General features: G+C 40.6%; 19 protein-coding genes. 10 read left to right on the top strand and 9 right to left on the bottom strand.

What is annotated here, in order from left to right; all coding sequences use genetic code 11:
* The first annotated feature begins 53 nt into the window (after nucleotides 1–53).
* From C8P65_RS03280 to C8P65_RS03265, 4 genes are read left to right on the top strand one after another with little or no spacing between them, the layout of a single operon-like run.
* Complete coding sequence (locus tag C8P65_RS03280) at nucleotides 54–707, top strand: TrmH family RNA methyltransferase (protein ID WP_107781285.1); 654 nt, start codon at nucleotides 54–56, stop codon at nucleotides 705–707.
* Entirely contained in the window at nucleotides 704–1,255 is a 552-nt protein-coding gene (locus tag C8P65_RS03275) for a tyrosine-protein phosphatase (RefSeq protein ID WP_107781283.1), read from the top strand. The genes C8P65_RS03280 and C8P65_RS03275 overlap by 4 nt, the downstream gene beginning before the upstream one ends.
* Before the next feature lie 8 nt (nucleotides 1,256–1,263).
* Nucleotides 1,264–2,361, top strand: a complete 1,098-nt coding sequence (locus tag C8P65_RS03270) for a Nif3-like dinuclear metal center hexameric protein (protein WP_107781281.1) — start codon at nucleotides 1,264–1,266, stop codon at nucleotides 2,359–2,361.
* Between the two features lie 2 nt (nucleotides 2,362–2,363).
* Complete coding sequence (locus C8P65_RS03265) at nucleotides 2,364–3,155, top strand: zinc ribbon domain-containing protein (RefSeq protein WP_009391232.1); 792 nt, start codon at nucleotides 2,364–2,366, stop codon at nucleotides 3,153–3,155.
* Between the two features lie 90 nt (nucleotides 3,156–3,245).
* On the opposite strand, the gene C8P65_RS03260 is transcribed toward C8P65_RS03265, so the two are convergent.
* The 9 genes from C8P65_RS03260 to der all read right to left on the bottom strand — a co-directional run bounded on the left by C8P65_RS03260 (nucleotide 3,246) and on the right by der (nucleotide 11,984).
* Nucleotides 3,246–3,686 carry a deoxycytidylate deaminase gene (locus tag C8P65_RS03260; protein ID WP_107781279.1) on the bottom strand — a complete coding sequence of 147 codons (441 nt, stop codon included), beginning with the start codon at nucleotides 3,684–3,686 and terminating at the stop codon, nucleotides 3,246–3,248.
* A complete protein-coding gene (locus tag C8P65_RS03255; RefSeq protein WP_107781277.1) occupies nucleotides 3,649–4,575 on the bottom strand; it encodes a bifunctional riboflavin kinase/FAD synthetase in 927 nt (308 codons plus the stop codon). Before C8P65_RS03255 ends, C8P65_RS03260 begins: the two co-directional genes overlap by 38 nt.
* Nucleotides 4,572–6,344 carry an AMP-dependent synthetase/ligase gene (locus C8P65_RS03250; RefSeq protein ID WP_107781275.1) on the bottom strand — a complete coding sequence of 591 codons (1,773 nt, stop codon included), beginning with the start codon at nucleotides 6,342–6,344 and terminating at the stop codon, nucleotides 4,572–4,574. Before C8P65_RS03250 ends, C8P65_RS03255 begins: the two co-directional genes overlap by 4 nt.
* 136 nt (nucleotides 6,345–6,480) lie before the next feature.
* Nucleotides 6,481–8,322: a glutamine--fructose-6-phosphate transaminase (isomerizing) gene (gene glmS, locus C8P65_RS03245; protein WP_107781274.1), complete on the bottom strand. Its 1,842-nt coding sequence runs from the start codon at nucleotides 8,320–8,322 to the stop codon at nucleotides 6,481–6,483.
* Between the two features lie 32 nt (nucleotides 8,323–8,354).
* On the bottom strand, nucleotides 8,355–8,807 hold the full coding sequence (coaD, locus tag C8P65_RS03240; protein ID WP_009391227.1) for a pantetheine-phosphate adenylyltransferase: 453 nt from the start codon (nucleotides 8,805–8,807) through the stop codon (nucleotides 8,355–8,357).
* An 11-nt stretch (nucleotides 8,808–8,818) separates the two neighbouring features.
* Nucleotides 8,819–9,793 carry a D-alanine--D-alanine ligase gene (locus C8P65_RS03235; RefSeq protein WP_107781272.1) on the bottom strand — a complete coding sequence of 325 codons (975 nt, stop codon included), beginning with the start codon at nucleotides 9,791–9,793 and terminating at the stop codon, nucleotides 8,819–8,821.
* A 256-nt stretch (nucleotides 9,794–10,049) separates the two neighbouring features.
* The gene (locus tag C8P65_RS03225) at nucleotides 10,050–10,385 is read right to left on the bottom strand and encodes a HepT-like ribonuclease domain-containing protein (RefSeq protein WP_107781270.1); all 336 of its coding nucleotides are present in this window, start codon (nucleotides 10,383–10,385) and stop codon (nucleotides 10,050–10,052) included.
* The gene (locus C8P65_RS03220) at nucleotides 10,375–10,680 is read right to left on the bottom strand and encodes a nucleotidyltransferase family protein (protein ID WP_107781268.1); all 306 of its coding nucleotides are present in this window, start codon (nucleotides 10,678–10,680) and stop codon (nucleotides 10,375–10,377) included. Before C8P65_RS03220 ends, C8P65_RS03225 begins: the two co-directional genes overlap by 11 nt.
* Nucleotides 10,680–11,984, bottom strand: coding sequence for a ribosome biogenesis GTPase Der (der, locus tag C8P65_RS03215; protein ID WP_095913139.1), 1,305 nt, complete (start codon nucleotides 11,982–11,984; stop codon nucleotides 10,680–10,682). The genes C8P65_RS03220 and der overlap by 1 nt, the downstream gene beginning before the upstream one ends.
* 324 nt (nucleotides 11,985–12,308) lie before the next feature.
* Between der and C8P65_RS03205 the strand changes: the two genes are divergently transcribed.
* The 6 genes from C8P65_RS03205 (at nucleotide 12,309) to C8P65_RS03180 (ending at nucleotide 21,372) form a co-directional block, all read left to right on the top strand.
* Nucleotides 12,309–15,047: a putative LPS assembly protein LptD gene (locus C8P65_RS03205; protein WP_107781264.1), complete on the top strand. Its 2,739-nt coding sequence runs from the start codon at nucleotides 12,309–12,311 to the stop codon at nucleotides 15,045–15,047.
* 64 nt (nucleotides 15,048–15,111) lie between these two features.
* A complete protein-coding gene (gene ligA / locus C8P65_RS03200) occupies nucleotides 15,112–17,103 on the top strand; it encodes an NAD-dependent DNA ligase LigA (RefSeq protein ID WP_107781262.1) in 1,992 nt (663 codons plus the stop codon).
* A 72-nt stretch (nucleotides 17,104–17,175) separates the two neighbouring features.
* Nucleotides 17,176–18,285, top strand: coding sequence for an N-acetylmuramoyl-L-alanine amidase family protein (locus tag C8P65_RS03195; RefSeq protein ID WP_107781260.1), 1,110 nt, complete (start codon nucleotides 17,176–17,178; stop codon nucleotides 18,283–18,285).
* Between the two features lie 19 nt (nucleotides 18,286–18,304).
* Nucleotides 18,305–19,255, top strand: coding sequence for an MlaD family protein (locus C8P65_RS03190; RefSeq protein WP_107781258.1), 951 nt, complete (start codon nucleotides 18,305–18,307; stop codon nucleotides 19,253–19,255).
* Nucleotides 19,256–19,267: 12 nt separating this feature from the next.
* Nucleotides 19,268–20,581 (top strand): 4Fe-4S dicluster domain-containing protein, encoded by a 1,314-nt coding sequence (locus C8P65_RS03185; RefSeq protein ID WP_107781256.1) that lies wholly within the window; start codon nucleotides 19,268–19,270, stop codon nucleotides 20,579–20,581.
* Nucleotides 20,578–21,372, top strand: a complete 795-nt coding sequence (locus C8P65_RS03180; RefSeq protein WP_107781254.1) for a DUF481 domain-containing protein — start codon at nucleotides 20,578–20,580, stop codon at nucleotides 21,370–21,372. Before C8P65_RS03185 ends, C8P65_RS03180 begins: the two co-directional genes overlap by 4 nt.
* Nucleotides 21,373–21,375 lie beyond the last annotated feature (3 nt).

Raw genomic sequence — 21,375 nt, 5'->3', positions numbered from 1 at the left:
CGCAAAGCTTTTGAGAAATACAGCGGCTAACCTATTGCTTAAAAAACAAAAAAATGTTATTAACCTATTTAGAAAGATTTATAACCGAAGAGCGCAAAGAGCGTTTTCGCGAGATTATTGGACAACGCACTAATCATTTCACTGTCGCTATGGAAGATGTTTTTCAGATGCACAACACTAGTGCGGTGGTGCGCACTTGCGAGGTATTTGGAGTGCAACAAGCCCACAGCATAGAGGGGCGCTTCGGCAAACGCCTTGATGCTAAAATAGCAATGGGTGCTCAAAAGTGGGTAGATGTGTTTCGCTATGACAACACTCAGCACTGTATAGATACCCTCCGTGCTAAAGGCTACCAGATAGTAGCTACCACTCCGCACAAAGACGCTTACTTTCTGAATGATTTTGACATCAGTAAAAAGAGTGCTTTCTTCTTTGGCACTGAAAAAGAAGGTCTCTCTGAACAAGTACTCTCGCAGGCTGATACTTTTTTGAAAATACCAATGGTAGGCTTTACCGAAAGTCTGAATATATCAGTAGCAGTGGCCATTGTATTACAACAACTAACCGATAGACTTAGACGCAGCGACCTACGCTGGCAACTGACTGAAGAAGAGCGTTATGATACCTTAGTACATTGGACGAAACAATCTATCAGAAATGTGAATGATGTATTAAAACGCTATGAAGAAATAAAGGATACGCTATGAAAAAACTGTTAATCTACGTTTACTTATTTGTCGGCCTCATACCCTCCTTATGGGGACAACAGACTGCTACCCTTGTGAATGCTGAGGCAAATCTCTATAAGGTAGATGAACTACTATACCGTAGCGAACAGTTAGTAAGCGAGGATAAGGCTATTATCAAGCGTATTCCTATCAAATCGATTATCAACTTGCGATACTTCACCCGATCAGGCGATAGAAAGCTGTTTGCCCCTTCAGAAGGCGTAAAGCTAATAAACCATCCGTTACTAACGTGGCGCATCAAAGCTCCTGAAATAGCCCAAACGCTGAAACTTATACGGCAGCATCAACAAGAAGGGGCTGTACTCATACATTGTTATCACGGGGCTGACCGTACAGGTATAATGGTAGCTATGTACCGCATTATCTACCAAAATTGGAGTATAAAAGACGCTAAACAAGAAATGCTAAATGGCCCTTATGGCTACCACAGTGTATGGAAAAACTTAGAAGCTCTCTTTACCGAACAAACTGTAGCTGAAGTACGCCAACACTTAGGTATCAAATAAATAACACAATGAAAGTAAAAGATATTATCGTACCCTTAGAAGAGCTTGCTCCGCTAAACTATGCTGAAAGTTTTGACAATGTAGGTCTATTAGTAGGCGATGCTGAGCAAGAAGTGACTGGAGTGCTCATCACCTTAGACACGTTAGAGCCAGTAATAGACGAAGCTATCGCTATAGGTTCAAACCTAATTATCAGCTTCCACCCTATTATCTTTAGCGGACTCAAATCGCTGACAGGTAAGACATATGTAGAGCGCGTAGTAATGAAAGCTATACAGCACCATATTGCTATCTACAGTATGCATACTGCTTTAGACAATCAGTTTGAGGGGGTAAACGCCTCTATTTGCGACCGTTTAGGGCTACAAAACAGACGTATTCTTATACCTCAGCCTCATACTATTCAGAAACTTATCACCTATGTACCTAAAGCCGATGCTGAAATGCTCCGCAAGGCACTGTTTGCTGCAGGAGCTGGCAATATAGGCAATTACGCTGAGTGTAGTTTTAATATTGAAGGTAATGGCACTTACAAGGGCAATGATGCCTCTCACCCTACTATTGGCACACCAAATGTATTTCACACTGAAGCTGAGACTCAAATAGGTGTTATATTTCCTAAACATCTACAAAGTGCTATACTAAAAGCTCTGCTACAAAATCACCCTTATGAAGAGGTAGCTTATGAGATTTACTCTCTTGAAAACAATCACCAACATATAGGAATGGGAATGATAGGTGAACTGAGCGAAGCTATGAGTGAAACTAACTTTTTGGCATTACTACAAGAACGTATGCAAGCAAAGGGTATCAGGTATAGTGCTTTAAGAGGAAAACCTATAAAAAAAGTAGCTGTATTAGGTGGTAGCGGTGCATTTGCTATTGAAAATGCTAAACGAGCAGGTGCTGATATTTTTGTGTCGGCAGACTTTAAATACCACGATTTTTTCAAGGCTGAAGGGCAAATATTATTAGCTGATATAGGACATTATGAAAGCGAACAATACATAAAATTACTTTTATTTGAGTTTCTTTCAAAAAAAATTCCTACCTTTGCAGTCTCAATATCAAAAGTGGACACCAATCCTATCAAATATTATTCGTAAATATGGCACAAAAAGTGGATATTACCGTAGAAGAAAAGTTAAGAGCTTTGTATGATTTACAGCTTATTGACTCAAAAATTGATGAACTACAGAACACACGTGGCGAGCTTCCATTAGAAGTATCTGACCTTGAAGATGAGGTAGAAGGGCTAAAGAAACGACACGTTAAATTCAAAGAAGAATTAGATGCCTTGCAAGCAGGTATTGCGGAAAAGAAGGCAAAGATAGAAGAGGCAAAGGCACTGATAAAGAAATACAGTACCCAGCAGAAAAACGTGCGTAACAACCGTGAATACACCTCTATATCTAAAGAAATAGAATTCCAAGAATTGGAAGTACAATTAGCAGAAAAGCGCATCAAAGAAGGAAAGGTGTTGGTAGACCAGAAAAAAGAAGCTATTAAGCAGGTAGACGAACGTAAAGCTCAGCGCGATGCTCACTTAAAACAGAAAAAAGCTGAATTAGGTTCAGTATTAGCTGAAACAGAAAAAGAAGAAGCTTTCTTAAGAGAAAAAGCTGAAGAGTATGCTGCTAAGATAGAAGAGCGCTTATTAAAGGCTTATCAACGCATACGCGAGAGTGTAGTCAATCGTTTAGCAGTAGTACCTATACAACGTGGCGCTTCAGGGGGTTCTTTCTTTACTATCCCTCCTCAAGTACAAGTTGAGATAGCTTCTCGCAAGAAAATCATCACTGATGAACACAGTGGGCGCATATTAGTAGATGCAGCCTTAGCTGATGAAGAAAAAGAGAAAATGGAAGCTCTTTTCAAGAGTTTTCAATCTCAGCCATAATTAATGTATTTTTTGAAAAAGACGCTGTTTAACCTTCCAAAATTTCTAACAGCGTCTTTTTTTTATTTCAATCTATCTCCTATAATAACTTTATTGTTCTACCTCTTCGAGATGTACAAGCTCAACTCCTGCTTTTTCTAAGAATGCTAGACCTTCATTATCGCGGTACCCCTCTTTATAAACTACACGCTTAATACCCGATTGGTAAATGAGTTTGCTACACTCTTTGCAAGGAGACATTGTAATATAGAGCGTAGCTCCTTGTGAAGATTGTGTAGAAGCTGCTACTTTCATTATAGCATTTGCTTCAGCGTGTAACACAAACCAATGGGTATTGCCCTCTTCATCTTCACAGCAATTATCAAAACTAGTAGGCGTACCATTATAACCATCAGATATTATCATACGGTCTTTTACCATTATAGCTCCCACTTGCTTGCGATGAGAATATGAGAGTTTAGCCCACTCCATAGCCATTCGCATATAAGCTTTATCATAGCGCAATTGCTTTTCTTGCTGCTGTTTCGTCATCTTGAATTTGTTTTTTAAGAAGTGATACTGATGAAAACTTCCGTTCTTCACGGAGATATTTCACAAAATATATAGTCAAATCTTGCCCATAAAGGTCTTGATTAAAATCAAAGAAATAAACCTCAATAGAAGCTCCTTTTCCTTGAATAGTAGGGTTCTTACCTATACTCATCATACCGTATACTTTTCGCCCCCCAATAAGACTATACACTACATATACCCCATCTTTAGGTATCAGCTTATAAGAAGCCTCTACCTGAAGATTAGCGGTAGGAAAGCCTATAGTTCTACCTAATTTGAGCCCGTGTACTACCTTACCTGTAAAACTATAAGGTACTCCAAGATAATGTTCAGCTATCTCTACCCTCCCCTCATTGAGGGCTTGCCTTATCTTAGTAGAACTAACAGATACCTCATCTACTTCTTGCACCGGAATTTCTTCTACTGAAAAACCATATTGTTCCCCAAAAAGACGCATATTATCAATATTAGCAGTGCGATTTTTACCAAAATGGTGATCATAACCTATAATTACCTTTTTGGCACGGAGATGCTTTACTAAAAGCTCAGACACAAAAGCTTCAGCAGAAAGGTTCGCAAAAGCCTCATCAAAAGGCTGTACGATAAGCAAATCAACTCCCAGCGACTGTAAAAACTGTTTCTTCTCTGCCAGCGTATGGATAAGCTTCAGCTGTTGGTCGTGCTGTATTATCATACGCGGATGAGGAAAAAAAGTAAAGACTGTCGCCAATAGTCCGTTTTTGTGTGCTGTTTCTACCACCCTTTTGATAATTTTCTGATGCCCCAGATGTACACCATCAAAAGTACCAATAGTAATGACAGTTGGCTTTTCAGAGGTAAAAGTAGTAATATCGGTTATTTCTCTCACTTGTCGTAAAACTTATTATAGATATCAATATATTTTTCTTTTATAACGCGGCGCTTAAGCTTGAGCGTAGGTGTGAGAAGTCCTTCGTCAATCGTCCATTCGTCAGGGGTAAAATCAAAGAGTTTTACCTGTTCCCATTTTCCCAAATGTCTATTTACCCTTTCTACCTCTTGGGCTACACGATTATGAACCTCTTCACTCTTAGCTATTTCGGCATTTGTATTACCTATTTTCAGGTTATGGCGTCTTGCCCATTCCCTCACAAAAGGAAAGTTAAGCTGAATAATAGCAGCAGGCATCTTCTCTCCCTCACCCACTACCATTGCATTTTCAATAAAACGAGAGAGCTTCAACTGGTTTTCAATAAGCTGAGGGGATACATATTTTCCTCCTGAAGTTTTAAAGATTTCCTTTTTCCTATCTGTTATTTTTAAGAAACCTTCCGCATCAAGCTCGCCAATATCGCCTGTATGAAAGAAGCCTTCTGTAATATTTTCAGCGGTTTGTTCTGCATTTTTATAATAGCCTAACATCACATTTTCTCCCTTAACAAGAATTTCTCCATCTTCAGCTATTTTAACCTCTACATTATTCACAGGCTTTCCTACGGTACCAATCTTCCAATACCTACCTGATTCGCGATTGACAGAGATCACAGGCGAAGTCTCAGTGAGCCCATAGCCTTCCATAATAGTAAGCCCTGCTGCCGAAAATACTTTTGCTAAACGCGGAGAAAGTGCAGCACTACCACAGACTATCATCTGTATACGTCCTCCTAAGGCTTCACGCCACTTACTAAAGATAAGCTTGCGCGCTATTTTCAATTGAATTTCATACCAGAAGCCATTGGCTCCATAAGGTTCATAACGAAATCCTAAACCGAGTGCCCAGAAGAAAAGCCTTTTCTTAATCCCCTTAAGTTCTGTACCTTTAGCAAATATTTTATCATAAATCTTCTCTATAAGACGAGGTACTACTGTAAGGATATTCGGTTTAACTTCTTGAAGATTTTCACTTATTTTTTCGATAGACTCAGCAAAATAAATACGCAATCCATCATACTGATAAAGATAAGTAAGCATCCTCTCAAAAACGTGGCACACCGGCAAAAAACTAAGTGCTGTAGAGCCTGGTAAAATTGGAAGCCTATCTTGGCAGTTGATAATATTAGAAATAATATTCCAATGAGAGAGCATTACTCCTTTAGGACGGTTAGTAGTACCTGAAGTATAGATAATAGTAGCTAAATCATCTTTTTTAATGCTATTTTTAAGATCTTCTACCTCTTGTTGATTGCTTTCATCTGCTCCTAAATCAAAGATTTCTTGCCAAGAGTGAGCTAACTCCACTGTATCAAAGGTAAAAATAGTAATTAAATGCGGTAATTTATTTTTGATAGAAGTAATTTTATCTAATAACACCTTATCAGAAACAAAGCAATACTTACATTCAGAGTGGTTTAGTATATACTCAAAATCTTCTAAAGTAATGGTAGGATAGATAGGTACATTTTGCGCCCCTATTTGTAGGATACCAATATCTAAAATGTGCCATTCAGTGCGATTAGTACTCGAAATGACAGCTATTTTATCATCTTTTTTAACTCCTAAGCGCAATAGTCCTCTACTTACGCAGTTAGCTTTCTGAATATAAGTTTGTGTTGAAGTCTTTTCCCACTTCCCATTGTATTTGGTTGCAAAAGCATCGTCCAATGGGTATTTAGTTTGTTGATAATAAGGAATATCAAACAAACGAGTAACCGTATTCATTGTTCTTTTGTTTTTTATTTTTGGTTATGCCTGCAAAAGTAATAAAATTTTGTTAAATGACAAATAAAACAATGAGTCAATTCACTTCTTTTGCGCAAACTGACTCATTCCTATTTAAAAAATTAACAAATTATCTCTACTCAACAGTTACTGATTTGGCTAAATTGCGAGGCTGATCTACATTACAACCGCGTTTGATAGCAATGTAATAAGAGAGCAATTGCAAAGGGACAGAAGCCAAGATTGGCGTAAGAGCCTCACTAATTTCAGGTATCTCAATCACGTGGTTAGCCAAACCTGCCATTTGGGTATCCCCTTCTGTTACTACGGCTATAATTTTGCCTTTTCGTGCCTTAATCTCCTGAGCGTTAGATACTACCTTATCATAATGCCCTTTGTTGGGTGCAATAAATATTACAGGCATATTCTCATCAATAAGGGCTATAGGCCCGTGCTTCATCTCTGCAGCAGGATAACCTTCGGCGTGAATATACGATATTTCTTTCAGTTTCAATGCCCCTTCTAAAGCCGTTGGGAAGTTAAAACCACGTCCTAAATACAAACAATTAGTAGCGTGCTTATAGCTTTCTGCTATTGCTTTCACATTATCGTGCACTTTATTGAGGGTAACCTCCAAAAGCGAAGGAATTTTACCCAAATCTTCGCATAAACGCTGATATGTCTCGTCAGAAATAGTGCCTTTTTTATGTCCTAAGTGCAAAGCGATAAGAGTAAGCACTGTAAGCTGTGTAGTAAAGGCTTTGGTCGAAGCCACTCCTATTTCAGGACCTGCGTGGGTATAAGTGCCCGAATCGGTAATACGAGCTATCGAAGAGCCTACTACGTTGCAAATTCCATAGATAAAAGCGCCTTTCTCTTTTGCCAATTTAAGGGCTGCCAAAGTATCAGCGGTCTCTCCCGACTGCGAAATAGCAATAACAATATCATCTTTATTGATAATCGGATTGCGGTAGCGGAACTCCGAAGCGTATTCTACTTCTACAGGAATGCGTGCGTACTCTTCTAAGAGATACTCACCTACCAGCCCAGCGTGCCACGAGGTACCACAAGCCACAATAATGATGCGTTTAGCATTGAGAAAACTTTCCAAATGCGCTTCAATTCCTAAGAGTTTAGTAGTATGGTCAGGCAACAACCTACCTCTCATTGTATCTTGTATAGACTTAGGTTGCTCGTAAATTTCTTTGAGCATAAAGTGGTCATAACCTCCTTTTTCTATAGCATCAAGGTTTAACTTCAGCTGCTGTACAAAAGGACTCACAGCCTCATTACTACCTATTTTAATCACCTTTAAAGGCTCATTTAGGCGAATAGTAGCCATTTCGCCATCTTCTAAATACACAGCATTTTGGGTGTATTCAATAAATGGTGAAGCATCCGAAGCAATAAAAAACTCATCAGTACCTACACCGATTACCAGCGGACTCCCTAAGCGTGCCACTACTATCTCTTGCGGATTACCTTCTTCCATTACGGCAATAGCAAAAGCTCCTACTACCTCATTAAGGGCGTAGCGTACCGCTGTAGCTAAGTCTGTTTGTTCTTTTTGTTTGAAATATTCAATAAAATTCACTAATACCTCAGTATCGGTGTCAGAATGAAAGGTAAATCCTTCTTTGATAAGGTTTTGCTTAATACTCGCATAGTTCTCAATAATACCGTTATGCACGATAGCTATCTTGCCCGAATTAGACAGATGAGGATGCGAATTAACATCATTAGGCACTCCGTGAGTAGCCCAACGCGTATGCCCCATACCGCTACCATAAGCAGGCACATCAGCTCCTGCTTTAGCCACCAAGTCAGATACTTTACCTTTAGTTTTCTCAGTATGAAAAGTTGTGGCGTTTAGTATAAAGCCAGCACTGTCATAGCCTCGATATTCTAAACGTCTAAGCCCATCAATCACGATAGGGAAAGCGGCACGTTTGCCCAAATAACCTACGATTCCACACATATTTTTTATTTTTTAAGTTTTCTTTTTTCATTTTATACTCTTACGCTCTCGGGCACTAATACCGTATAATCACCGTTATTGCGAATCACATCGCGTACAATAGACGATGATATAAAAGAGGTGCGCGCTGCCGTAAGCAAAAAGACAGTTTCTATCTTAGATAGGGTGCGATTAGTATGTGCAATAGCTTTCTCAAACTCAAAGTCGGCAGGGTTGCGAAGACCTCTTAAGATAAATTGGGCATCGATTTCTCTGCAATAATCAACTGTCAGTCCCTGATAAGTACTTACCTTCACTTTGGGTTCATCGGCAAAGGCTTTTTCTATAAACTCTTTGCGCTGTTCAACGGTAAACATATAATTCTTATCACCATTTACACCTATAGCTACTACTATTTCGTCAAATAGAGCCAAAGCGCGACGTATAATATCAAAATGTCCTAACGTAATAGGGTCAAAAGACCCAGGAAATAAAGCTCTTTTCAATGGTTAATTGTTTAGTTAAGTACTCGTTCTATTTCGCTTTCAAATAAGTCTGCCAAACTAATCCCCGCTACTTTGGCTTGCTGTGGCAGTAAGCTTGCTTCCGAAAGACCTGGGGTCGTATTCATCTCTAATAAATAAGGGGTATCCCCTACTATAATGAACTCACTTCTACTAAAACCTTCCATTTTCAACAGTCGGTACACGCGCTCTGCCAAAGCGTTAATTTTAGCCGTCATCTCTTCCGAAATACGCGCAGGGGTTATCTCTTGCGATTTGCCGTTATACTTAGCATCATAATCAAAAAAGTCATTTTCTGACACTATTTCAGTCATTGGCAACACCTTTATAGCTCCGCGATACTTAATCACGCCTATAGAAATCTCTGTTCCTTTCAAGAAACTTTCTATAAGTATCTCATCATCTACGGCAAAAGCTTTATCAATAGCTTCTCTCAGAGCAGCTTCTTCATTTACTTTGCTAGCGCCTAAGCTACTACCCGCCTTATTAGGTTTTACAAAGCAAGGCAATCCTACTTTAGCTACTATATCGGCAGTGCTATAGCTTTCCCCTTTGTTCAGATAATACGACGGAGCTGAAAGAATACCAAAAGGTTTTAGCACCGATAACATATCGCGTTTGTTAAAGGTCAATGCCGAAGCATACATACTACAGCCTGTTAAGGGCAAGCCTATCAGATTAAAATACGCTTGTAGATAACCGTCTTCCCCTGGGGTACCGTGAATAGCGTTAAACACCGCCTCGAAAGTAATCTTTTGCCCGTTTATTACTACTGAAAAGTCATTGCGGTTGATAGGGTATTCAGTATTCTGTTCATCAACATACACCCATTTATCTCTATCGATACGCACTAAGTAAGGTGTGTATTTTTCTTTATTAAGGTGATTAGCTACCACCCTTGCACTTTTTAAAGAAACAGGAGCTTCTTCAGAGTAGCCCCCCATTATTATTGCTATATTTTTTTTCATATCGCTTTTTTTAATTTATAGACACCCTTTTTTATAGATATCATTTTCCCAAACTGGGCTTTTTGTCCTAAAGGCACAAGGGTACCATCGGGTTTTCCCTCTACCAATTCACCGTCTATTACCGTGATATTGCTAAGCCCTAAAGCACGGTTTTCGCGCCGTGCTCTCTACATCGCATTATAAAATATTTCATTTAAAGCCGCTGCCGGTATCTCTTGTTTCATACAAAAACTTTTTTATTCTTCTAAAGAACATTTCACTCTTCTAATAAGTTAGAGACTTCTTTTTGAAGTACTGGTATATACTGCCATACTATTGCCCAAATAATTTCATCAGAAACAGTATCATAACCGTGTATAATTCTATTGCGAACATCTACTATCTGACGTGCTTGTGTTATCTGAATCTCACTATCTTTCTTCAAAATACGATTCATAGCTTCTCCTATTATCTCAATATTTCTTTCTATAGCTCTTTTAGTTTTCAAATCACTTTTAAATTCTTCAAAAGTAGTATGTTCTTCAAAATAACTTTCTATCTCAACAATAGCATTAAGCACATCATATAACCAAACCTTTACTTCAATCTGCATAAATAAGTCGTTTTTTTGAATTAATATGCGCTAAAAAATAAGGATTTTTAACCGCTTTTGCCTCTAATAAATCAATCTCTCGGTTGAAAATAGCTTGTAAAGCAAATTTTAAATTGAAATAGTTAGCCGCGTATTCCGATACATCTTGCTGTTTAAAATCCACTATCAAATCTATATCGCTATTTTCATTAAACTTTGGAGTAAGTACCGAACCAAAAGCGTATAAGGTCTTTACCTTGTGGTTTTGGCACAAAGCATCTATCTTTAGCTTATTATCTTCTAAAAGATGATTCATTACTTCTGTCTGAAATACACATCAATAGGAACTCCTTTAAAATCAAAGTTTTCACGGAGTTTATTCTCAATAAAACGCCTATAAGGGTCTTTTACATACTGCGGCAGATTAGCAAAAAAAGCAAACTGCGGCATCGGTGTAGGCAATTGGGTACAGAACTTTATCTTCACATATTTACCTTTGATAGCAGGTGGCGGATAGTTCTCTATTATTGGCAACATCACCTCGTTAAGCTGACGAGTAGGAATGCGCTTAGTGCGGTTGTTATACACCTCTACTGCCGTCTCTATCGCCTTGTAAATACGCTGTTTATTAAGGGCTGACACAAAGATAATAGGCACATCAGTAAAAGGTTCTATCTCTTTGCGAATGGCAGCCTCGTAAGCCTTAGCCGTATTGTTCTCTTTCTCTACCAAATCCCATTTATTAACTAATATCACTATACCTTTGCGGTTGCGTTGGGCAAGCCAAAAGATATTAGCATCCTGACTCTCAAAGCCGCGTGTCGCGTCGAGCATCAGTATACACACGTCAGAGTGCTCAATAGCGCGAATAGAGCGCATCACTGAGTAAAACTCAAGGTCTTCTTTAACCTTCGATTTACGGCGAATACCAGCCGTATCTACCAAGTTAAACTCAAAACCAAAGCGGTTGTATCTCGTATCAATAGCATCGCGAGTAGTCCCTGCTATATCGGTCACTATATAGCGGTCTTCCCCTATAAGCGCATTGATAAATGACGATTTACCCGCATTAGGTCTCCCCACTACAGCAAAGCGTGGCAAATTTTCCTCTTCTTTCTGTTCTTTTTCAGGTAGGCTCTTCACCAACTCGTCTAACAAGTCGCCTGTCCCACTACCATTAATGCTCGATATAGAAAACAAATGCTCAAAGCCTAAAGCGTAAAATTCGTGGGCATCATCGCGGCGGTTATTGCTATCCACCTTATTAACTACCACAAAAACAGGCTTTTTACTTTTGCGCAATAGGGCAGCTACCGATTCGTCCATACCGGTCAAACCATCTTCTACATTCACCATAAAGATGATGGCATCAGCTTCGTCAATAGCCAGATTTACCTGTTTATCAATTTCTTTCTGAAAGGTATCATCGCCACCGGCCAAATACCCTCCTGTATCGATAACCGAAAACTCCACACCATTCCAATCCGTTTTGCCATAATGGCGGTCACGGGTTACGCCGCTTACGGCATCAACTATCGCCTCACGGCGTTTTATCAAACGATTAAAAAAGGTCGACTTACCTACATTAGGGCGCCCCACTATTGCTACAATAGCACTCATATTAGTTAATTTATTTTTGCAAAGATAGTAAATAATTATCAAATAACAAATGACCACAGCAGAAAATATTTCTTTTACTCCTTCCCTTTACTTCAGATATACTTACAATATACGAACACCGAAAGATAAGCGAAGGTTTACCGAAAAATAAACGTCTATTAAACCACCCTAACCCATAAAAATATCCTACTCCCAGCCCTCTCAGCCCTCCTATACCTCCCAGTCTTCCCTGCTTGTCATTCAAAAAATCCCCAAAAATAACTCTCAATTCAAAAAAAAGTCGTACTTTTGAGCCCTCAAAATACATCAAAATCAGAAAAGACTTTGCAACAGTATAAACGCACCATAACATTCATTATTAGCTTATTAGTAATTACTTCTTGCTTTTGGTACGCTGAAACTTTTGCCTTTAGAAAGGGCAGTTTTCAGTATGAATATCCTTTTTCTATAACCGATACTCTCAAAAAAGATAGCTTAACTCCTAAGTTGCCTGTCCAACTGCGCGGCAGGAGACCCAAACCTCAAAAGCCTAAGGCTAAGGTTGATACCCTCAAGAAAAAAGACACTATCAAAAAACCTAAAGGTGCTTTAGAGGATGTGGTAAAATACAAGGCTAAAGATAGTATCGTCTTCAACAAAGCTACCCACGAAATCATCTTGCACAACGAAACCAATGTGCAATATACTGATATTGATATTACTGCAGGGATAGATGTTATCAACTTCCAAAAAGGTGAAGTATATGCGGGGCGACTAAAAGATAGTCTTGGTGAGTACAGCCAGCACCCTGTATTCAAGCAAGGGAATGATGTTATTGAGCCGGACTCTATCCGCTTCAACTATCGCAACCAAAAGGCGATTATCCGCAATGCCTACACTAAGCAGGACGAAAACAACGTAAAGGGCGAAATCATCAAGAAAGAGAACGACTCTACTTACTTTATGCGCAACGCCATCATTACTACGGCCGAAGACCTCGACGACCCTGATTATTACATCAAAGTATACAAAGCTAAGTTCGTACCTAAAAAGAAGATTATCGCAGGCTTCAGCAATATGTATATAGTCGATATCCCTACCCCTATCGCCATTCCGTTTGCTTATTACCCTATGGTATCGGGGCGCTCTTCAGGGCTTATCTTTCCTACCTTTGGCGAGGTGAATAACCGCGGTTATTTCCTTCAGAACATAGGCTATTACTTTGTAGTTAGCAATAATTTCGACCTTGCTCTCACAGCCGATTATTACACTAATGGTAGCTACGGATTGCGAGCTCAATCGGCCTATGTGAAGCGCTATCGATACACAGGTAGTTTCAACCTTACTTATGAGAATAACATCTACAGTATGAGGGGCTTACCCGACTATTCGGGCAGCCAGATGTACAGCATACAGTGGACGCACAGCAAGGACAGCAAGGCAAACCCTAACTCTAACTTTTCAGCCTCTGTAAACCTGTCGAGCAATAGTAGGTACTACCAAGAGTCGTATAACCAAGCCAATACCTCTAACTTCCTAAACAACACGATGATGTCGTCAGTGTCATACTCTAAGACTTTCCCCTCATCGCCTTCGGTGAACTTGTCAGTATCGGCATCGCACTCACAGAATACGAATACCAAAAGTATAGATATGACCCTGCCTTCGCTGCGCGGAAGCGTAGAGCGTATTTACCCTTTTGCCAAAGAGGGCGAAACCAAAAAAGGACTTATCAAGAGTTTGAACTTACAGTATAGTATGCAGGCTGACAACCGTTTTGCTACCTACGATAGCCTTTTCTTTTCAAAGAAAATGTTCAACGAGGCGCGCAATGGGGTGCAACATTCTATCCCGATTAGCACTACTGCTAAACTGATGAAATACATCACCTTAGGGCTCAACTCATCTATTAACGAAACTTGGCAATTCAAAACCATACGCAAAAACAACTTCAATAGCACTATTGGCAAGGTAGGTATCGATACCCTTAGCGGCTTCGACCGTTTTATGACGTACAACTTAGGGGCTAGCTTAGGAACTACCATTTATGGTACTTTCCGCTTCAAAAAAGGAGCAGCCATACAAGCTATCCGTCACGTGATGCGCCCTTCAGTAAGCTATGGCTACACCCCATCATTCGACCAGTATTACGATTATTACATAGCCGATGCGTACGGCAATCGTATGCAATACTCGCGCTTCGAAGGGGGTATCTATGGCACCCCAGGACTACACGAATCGCAGTCAATAGGCTTTTCGCTTGCTAACACTTTCGAGGCTAAGATGAAGCAAAAAGACAGTGCCGAAACAGCTCCACGAAAGGTTATGCTGCTAAACAGCCTCAACTTCAGCTCTAACTACAATGTGATAACCAAGCAATTCAGTCCGGTGAACGTTACAGGAGGTACTGCTTTGTTCAATGGCAAGTTAGGGGTTAATTTTGGTGCCACTCTCAACCCGTACGCTATCGACAACAACGGGCGACAAATGGAAAAGTGGAATATCAACAATGGCGGTAGTCTCTTTAGGCTGACCAATGCCAATATTTCTACTAACTATTCTTTCTCTAACAAAGACAAAAAGGACAAGAAAGACAAAAACAGCAAGGATAAAAAGAGTACCGGTAATGTATCGGGCGGACGTACTGACGACCTATTTGGGTCTTCTAAGCCGCTAAATGATGTGCAGCATATTGGCGATAAGAAAGAGGAGAAAGACGGAGACGAAAAGCAAAAGTTCTATCAGGCTACTATCCCTTGGGATTTAACGCTTGCGCACTCGCTCACTTACAGCAATCAAGCGCGCGAAAGTATGATTTCTAATAACTCGCTGATGTTCTCGGGCAATGTGTCGCTCACCCCTAAGTGGCAAGTAGGACTCTCAAGCGGTTACGACTTTGTAAACAAAGGTTTTACATACACCCAGCTCCGTTTCGAGCGCGACCTGAACAGTTTCAAAATGAGTTTTCAATTCACCCCTTTTGGTTACCGCACCTCTTGGTACTTCTTTATTGGTATCAAAGCCTCAATGCTTTCTGACCTAAAATGGGAGAAAAACAAAGAACCAGACCGTATCTTACGATAAAATTGGTTAGCTTTGATATACATCATTACCAAATCTGAATTTGAAAGTATTAATAATGACGCTAATGAAAGAAAAAATACAGCAGCTTCGCGAGGAGCTTAATCAGCATAATTACAATTATTACGTGCTCGACACGCCTACTATTTCCGACTTTGAGTTCGACCAAAAACTCAAAGAGCTACAGGCATTAGAGCAAGCGCACCCCGAGTATTACGACGAGAACTCGCCTACGGTACGCGTGGGGGGTACTATCACCAAAAACTTCCCTACAGTGGTGCACGAGTATCGTATGTACTCGTTAGACAACTCTTATTCTAAAGAAGATTTAGAAGAATGGGAACAACGTATCATCAAGACTTTAGGCAGTGACCAAATCAACTTCACTTGCGAACTAAAGTATGACGGTGCTTCTATTGATTTGCTCTACGAGAATGGCAAACTCAAGCAAGCTACTACCCGTGGCGATGGTATTCAAGGCGACGATATCACTGCCAATGTGCGTACTATCGGTTCAGTGCCTCTACAGCTAAAAGGCGATTATCCTGAGCGTTTCTATATCCGCGGCGAAATAGTAATGCCTAAAAAGGCTTTTGAAGCACTCAACAAAGAGCGCGTTGCTGCAGGCGAAGACCCTTTTATGAATCCGCGCAATACCGCCAGCGGAAGCCTCAAACTGCAAGACACTGCCGAAGTAGCTAAACGCGGCTTAGACTGCTTGTTATACTTTTTAGTAGGCGACACAGGCATAAAGAGTCAGTTTGAGGGCTTAGAAAAAGCACGTTCTTGGGGGTTCAAAGTGCCCAACATCTCTAAACTATGCCATTCAACTGCCGAAGTTATGAACTTTATCAACGAATGGGATAGCAAGCGCCATACCCTACCCTACGAAACCGACGGTGTAGTGGTGAAAGTAGACAGCATAGCACAGCAAGAAGAATTAGGCTACACCTCTAAATCACCGCGCTGGGCGATGGCTTACAAGTTCAAAGCCGAGCAAGTAGATACCCTTTTAGAGAGTATCTCTTACCAAGTGGGGCGCACAGGGGCTATTACGCCTGTAGCCAACTTACAGCCCGTACTTTTAGCCGGTACTATCGTGAAGCGGGCCTCGCTGCACAATGCCGACCAAATAGAAAAACTCGACATACACATAGGCGACTCAGTATATGTAGAAAAAGGCGGAGAGATTATCCCTAAAATAGTAGGGGTGAATTTAGAAAAACGCGAAGCCAATGCGGAAAAAGTCCAATACATCACCCATTGTCCTGAGTGTGGCACAGCTTTAGTGCGCAACGAAGGCGAAGCACAGCACTACTGCCCCAATAGCAATAGCTGTCCGCCCCAAATCACAGGTAAGATACAGCACTTTATTTCGCGCAAAGCAATGGACATAGAGGGCTTGGGCGAGGAAACAGTAGAACTACTCTTTAGGGCTGGTATCATACACACTTACGCCGACCTCTACGAAGTAACTGTTGCCAAACTGCTACCTTTAGAGCGTATGGCACAAAAGAGTGCTGAAAACATAGTAAAAGGCATTGAAAAGTCAAAAGAAATACCGTTTGAGAGGGTGCTTTTTGCCTTAGGTATCAGATATGTAGGCGAGACTGTTGCCAAAAAATTGGCACGCCACTACAAAACCATAGAAGCCCTCGAAGCAGCTACGGTAGAACAGCTAATAGAAGTAGACGAAATAGGCAACCAGATAGCTAGCAGTGTAGTGAGTTTCTTTGCCGATGCCTATAACCGTGCCCTTATAGAGCGTCTAAAAGGCTACGGACTACAGTTTGCCCTAAGCGAGCAGGCTACCGAAGGGCAGACCGACAAGCTAAAGGGTCTCACTTTTGTAGTGTCAGGGGTATTCCACTTACATTCACGCGATGAACTCAAAACCCTTATAGAGCAACACGGTGGCAAAGTAGGTTCGTCTATCTCATCTAAAACCAGCTATGTAATAGTAGGCGATAATATGGGGCCTAGCAAAAAAGAAAAAGCCGAAAGTTTAGGGGTAAAAATGATAAGTGAAGAAGAATTTGAAGCGTTAATAATCAGTTAAATATGTAGGGAAGTTTGGCATTGTAAGCTAAAACCGTTATCTTTGCCCCCAATTAAAACAAAAAACTAATTGATGAAACTTTTACGCCTCATACTTTTCTGGTTATGCTGGGCTATTCCCCTAAGTGGGTATGCTCAGAAGACACCTGTTTTCAAAGTAGTTTTAGACGCAGGGCACGGAGGAAAAGACCCTGGTAAGGTAGTCAATAAAACTATTTATGAGAAAGACGTAGTGCTAAAAATAGCCCTTCTGGTAGGAAAGAAATTAGAAGCTCACCCTGACATCAAGGTTATTTACACCCGCAAAACCGATGAGCTTATCGACCTATACGAGCGAGGAGCTATCGCCAACAAAAACAAAGCAGATGTATTCGTATCGATACACTGCAACGCCCACGAAACACAAGTAGAGGGAACTGAAACTTATGTATTGGGGTTGAATGCTAACGAACAAAACTTCGAGGTAGCTAAGGCTGAAAACTCAGTAATCTATTTAGAAGATGATTACAAGAAGAAGTATGCCCAGTACAATATCAACTCTCCCGAGTCGATTATTGGGCTCTCTATTATGCAAGAAGAGTTTTTAGAGCAAAGCATACAATTGGCTAAGATAGTGCAAAGTCAGCTAACAGGGGTTATGAAGCGCGCCAACAGAGGAGTGCGCCAAGCAGGCTTCATAGTGCTGCACCAAACCTATATGCCAAGTATACTTATCGAGACGGCCTTTCTTACTAGTAACGAAGAGCGAAAGTTCTTAACCTCAGAAAAAGGGCAAGAAGAGTTTGCCGAAAACATTGCTACAGCTATCCTAACCTATAAAAAATGGATACAAGGGCAAAGTTCATACGTAGCGCCTAGCGACACTGTATCAGTACACGGCACAGGCAGAAAACAGCCTGCAAACCACCCTACCGAAAAGGGGAGTGTATCTTACAAAGTGCAAATTTCGTCTAGCCCCAAACGCTTGGAAGCTAAGCCGTTTAACTTCAAAGGGCTCTCGCCTATTTCAACAGAAAAAGACGGTAAGGTATATGTGTATTATTACGGCAATGCTAAACGACACAAAGAGGCTCTTACCCTACTGAGCAATGCTAAAAAAAAAGGCTACAAAGATGCTTACATAGCGGCTTTTTATCTTGGGAAACGAATCACTATAGAGAAAGCTAAACAAATAGAAAAATAGAACCTATAAATAAAAACTGATGAAATTATCAAAAGAAGTAAAAACAGCCATTATAGTAATAGCAGGTATTGCTGCTTTTTTCGTAGGATTTAACTTCCTAAAATCAAAATCTATATTTAAGAAAACCAATATCTATTACGCTTACTTTCCTCATTCAGGCGGACTAAAAACAGGTACTCAAATAACTGTAAACGGAGTTAAAGTAGGTAGTGTTGAAGCTGTTGATTTAGAAGAGAAAACAGCAAGAATCAAAATCACTATGGAGTGTTCTGACGATTTTTCATTCTCTAAAAATAGTGTAGCCGAGCTGTACAACAGTTTATTAGGCGGCGCTGGACTTCAGATTATCCCTGCTTTTGACAATGCCCCTATAGCGGTATCAGGCGATGTACTCGAAGCGCGTATTCAAGAAGATATGCTTGCGTCTATCTCTTCTTCTATTAAGCCTACTCAAGAAAAACTAAACCACTTACTCAATCAGGCTGACACTACCCTTACCGGTGTAAATAAGATTTTAGATGCTAAAACCTCTAACGACCTAAAAGTAGCTATAGCCGAAATCAGTACTACTATGCGCAACCTCAACCAAGCATCAGTTACCCTCAATAAGTTGTTAGCTGATAGCCAAAGCAACCTGCGCTCTACCCTACAAAACGCTAATAAAATCACTACTGATTTAGCTAAAGTATCTGGCGAACTATCAGAAGCTGAACTTAACAAGGTTATAGCTGATGCTCAAACTACTCTCAACAACCTTAATACTCTTTTAGCCGATATAGAAGGGGGCAAAGGCACTATAGGCAAACTGATGAAAGACGAAGCGCTATACAAAGACTTAGACAAGTCTGCTAAACAGTTAGAGCTATTGCTACAAGACTTCCGTCTAAACCCTAAGCGCTATGTACATTTCTCTATCTTTGGCAAAAAAGCTAAAGTATACGAACCTCAAGACGAAGAAAAATCAGAATAATATAAACGTATAATGAGCTTCCTCCCTAACATAGTATTTGCGATACTTCTCTGTATAGGAGGAGGCTTTTTCATTTATAATATACGCAAACTCATACGCAACATACGTTTAGGTCGCCCTGAGGTAGTAACCGACCACAAACGCGAACGCCTAAAGAATATGCTGCGTATAGCCTTTGGGCAACAAAAGATGTTAGTGCGCCCCATAGTAGCCGTACTACACCTTATAGTATATGCAGGCTTCTTGATTATCAACATAGAGCTTTTAGAAATCATCATTGACGGACTTACAGACTCTCACCGTATATTTGCTAGCTTAGGAGTTTGGTACTACTTCTTAATCACTGCTTTTGAGGGGTTAGCTCTTTTAGTTATCATAGCTGTTATCACTTTCTGGATACGGCGTAATATATTAAAACTACCTCGTTTTCAGAAAACTGAACTAAAAGGGTGGGCTAAGAAAGATGCTAACAACATTCTCTACGCCGAAATGGTGATGATGAGTCTGTTTCTGCTAATGAACGCTGCCGATACCCAACTACAAGCCCTACACGTTCCTCACTACGTTTCTACAGGAGCTTTCGGCATCAGCCAATACATAGTACCTCTTTTCCGATACGCCTCTGTACCTACTCTTATAGCGATAGAGCGCAGCTGTTGGTGGTTGCATATCATCGGAGTTTTGTGCTTCTTAAACTACTTATACTACTCTAAACATCTACACATATTATTAGCATTTCCTAATACCTACTACGCCTCTATTCAACCTTTAGGAGCGCTGAAGGTAAATCCTACGGTAACACGTGAGGTAAAACTAATGTTAGACCCTACTGCCGACCCTTTTGCTGCCCAAGACACTACCCCTCCTGAAAAGTTTGGGGCTTCAGATGTAGCCGACCTTACGTGGGTACAGCTGATGAGTGCTTACACTTGCACTGAGTGCGGACGTTGCACTGATGAGTGTCCGGCAAACCTTACCGGCAAGAAGCTCTCCCCTCGTGCCATTATGATGAAAACCCGCGACCGCTTAGAAGAAGTTGGTAAGAACATCGATAAGCATGGCAAGTTTGAAGATGATGGCAAACAGCTATTAGGCGATTACATCACGGCGGAAGAGCTATGGGCTTGTACCACTTGCAATGCTTGTGCTGAAGCCTGCCCTGTGAGCATCAGTCCGGTGAGTATTATTATGGAGCTGCGCCAATACTCAGTAATGGAGCAATCAGCTGCTCCTACCGAGCTAAATGCTATGATGACCAATATAGAGAATAACGGAGCACCGTGGGCTTATAGCCAAGCCGACCGTGCCCAAATAGTAAATATATGACCTTCTTACGCTACTGCTTACTATTTAACCTACTGTGCCCCCTCCTACCCTTGCGCGCACAGATTATATTTACCGAGAGTCTCGCTACGGTAATTGATACCACCCGCTCTTGGCAAGGCTCTGTTGCGCCTGAACTCAACTTCAAAACTGAAAAAGAAAACTTCTTCAGTTTTAAAAATAACGCGAATGTTAGTTGGCTACTTCAGAAGAAAAAAGCTATTACCCTTATCAACCAATTAGAGATTACTGCTTTTGGCAATACTGTAAACGTCAGCAATGGTTTTCTACATATGGAATATCGCTATTTAGTAAAACCACGCTTAGAGGTTTATCCGTTTGCCGAAGTGGTATGGTCGCCTACACGGGGGTTGCTGTTGCGGATAGCCTCGGGTATGCAGTCGAGGTATAGACTTATACAATCAGAGCATTTTATCCTGACTAGCGGACTCGGTTTTTTTTATGAATACGAAAAATGGAATATGGACGGTGTACCTAAGTATACAGGCGAAAATATCACTCTGCACCATCGCTCCCTCAAATCCCGCTTAGCTATAGGCTTCAAAATACTCTTCAGCGAGAAGTGGCAGCTTACCACCAGCGGTTATATGCATTCGCGCTTAGATAGCAATATCGCAAATCCACGTTTTGCCTACGATTTACAACTAAAGCATCATATCACTAAAAATCTTGGTATATGGCTTTCTTACCAACTCATTCAGCATACCAAGCCTATCGTGCCTATAAAAAAGATGTACTTAGTGACCACTGGGGGCGTATTTATTTCGTGGTAATGC

It is taken from the genome of Capnocytophaga leadbetteri (assembly GCF_003054025.1).
In the GTDB taxonomy this organism is placed as follows: Bacteria; Bacteroidota; Bacteroidia; order Flavobacteriales; family Flavobacteriaceae; genus Capnocytophaga; species Capnocytophaga leadbetteri.
The sequence above is the reverse complement of the archived record's forward strand: the minus strand, read 5'-3'. Positions and strand labels throughout refer to the sequence as shown.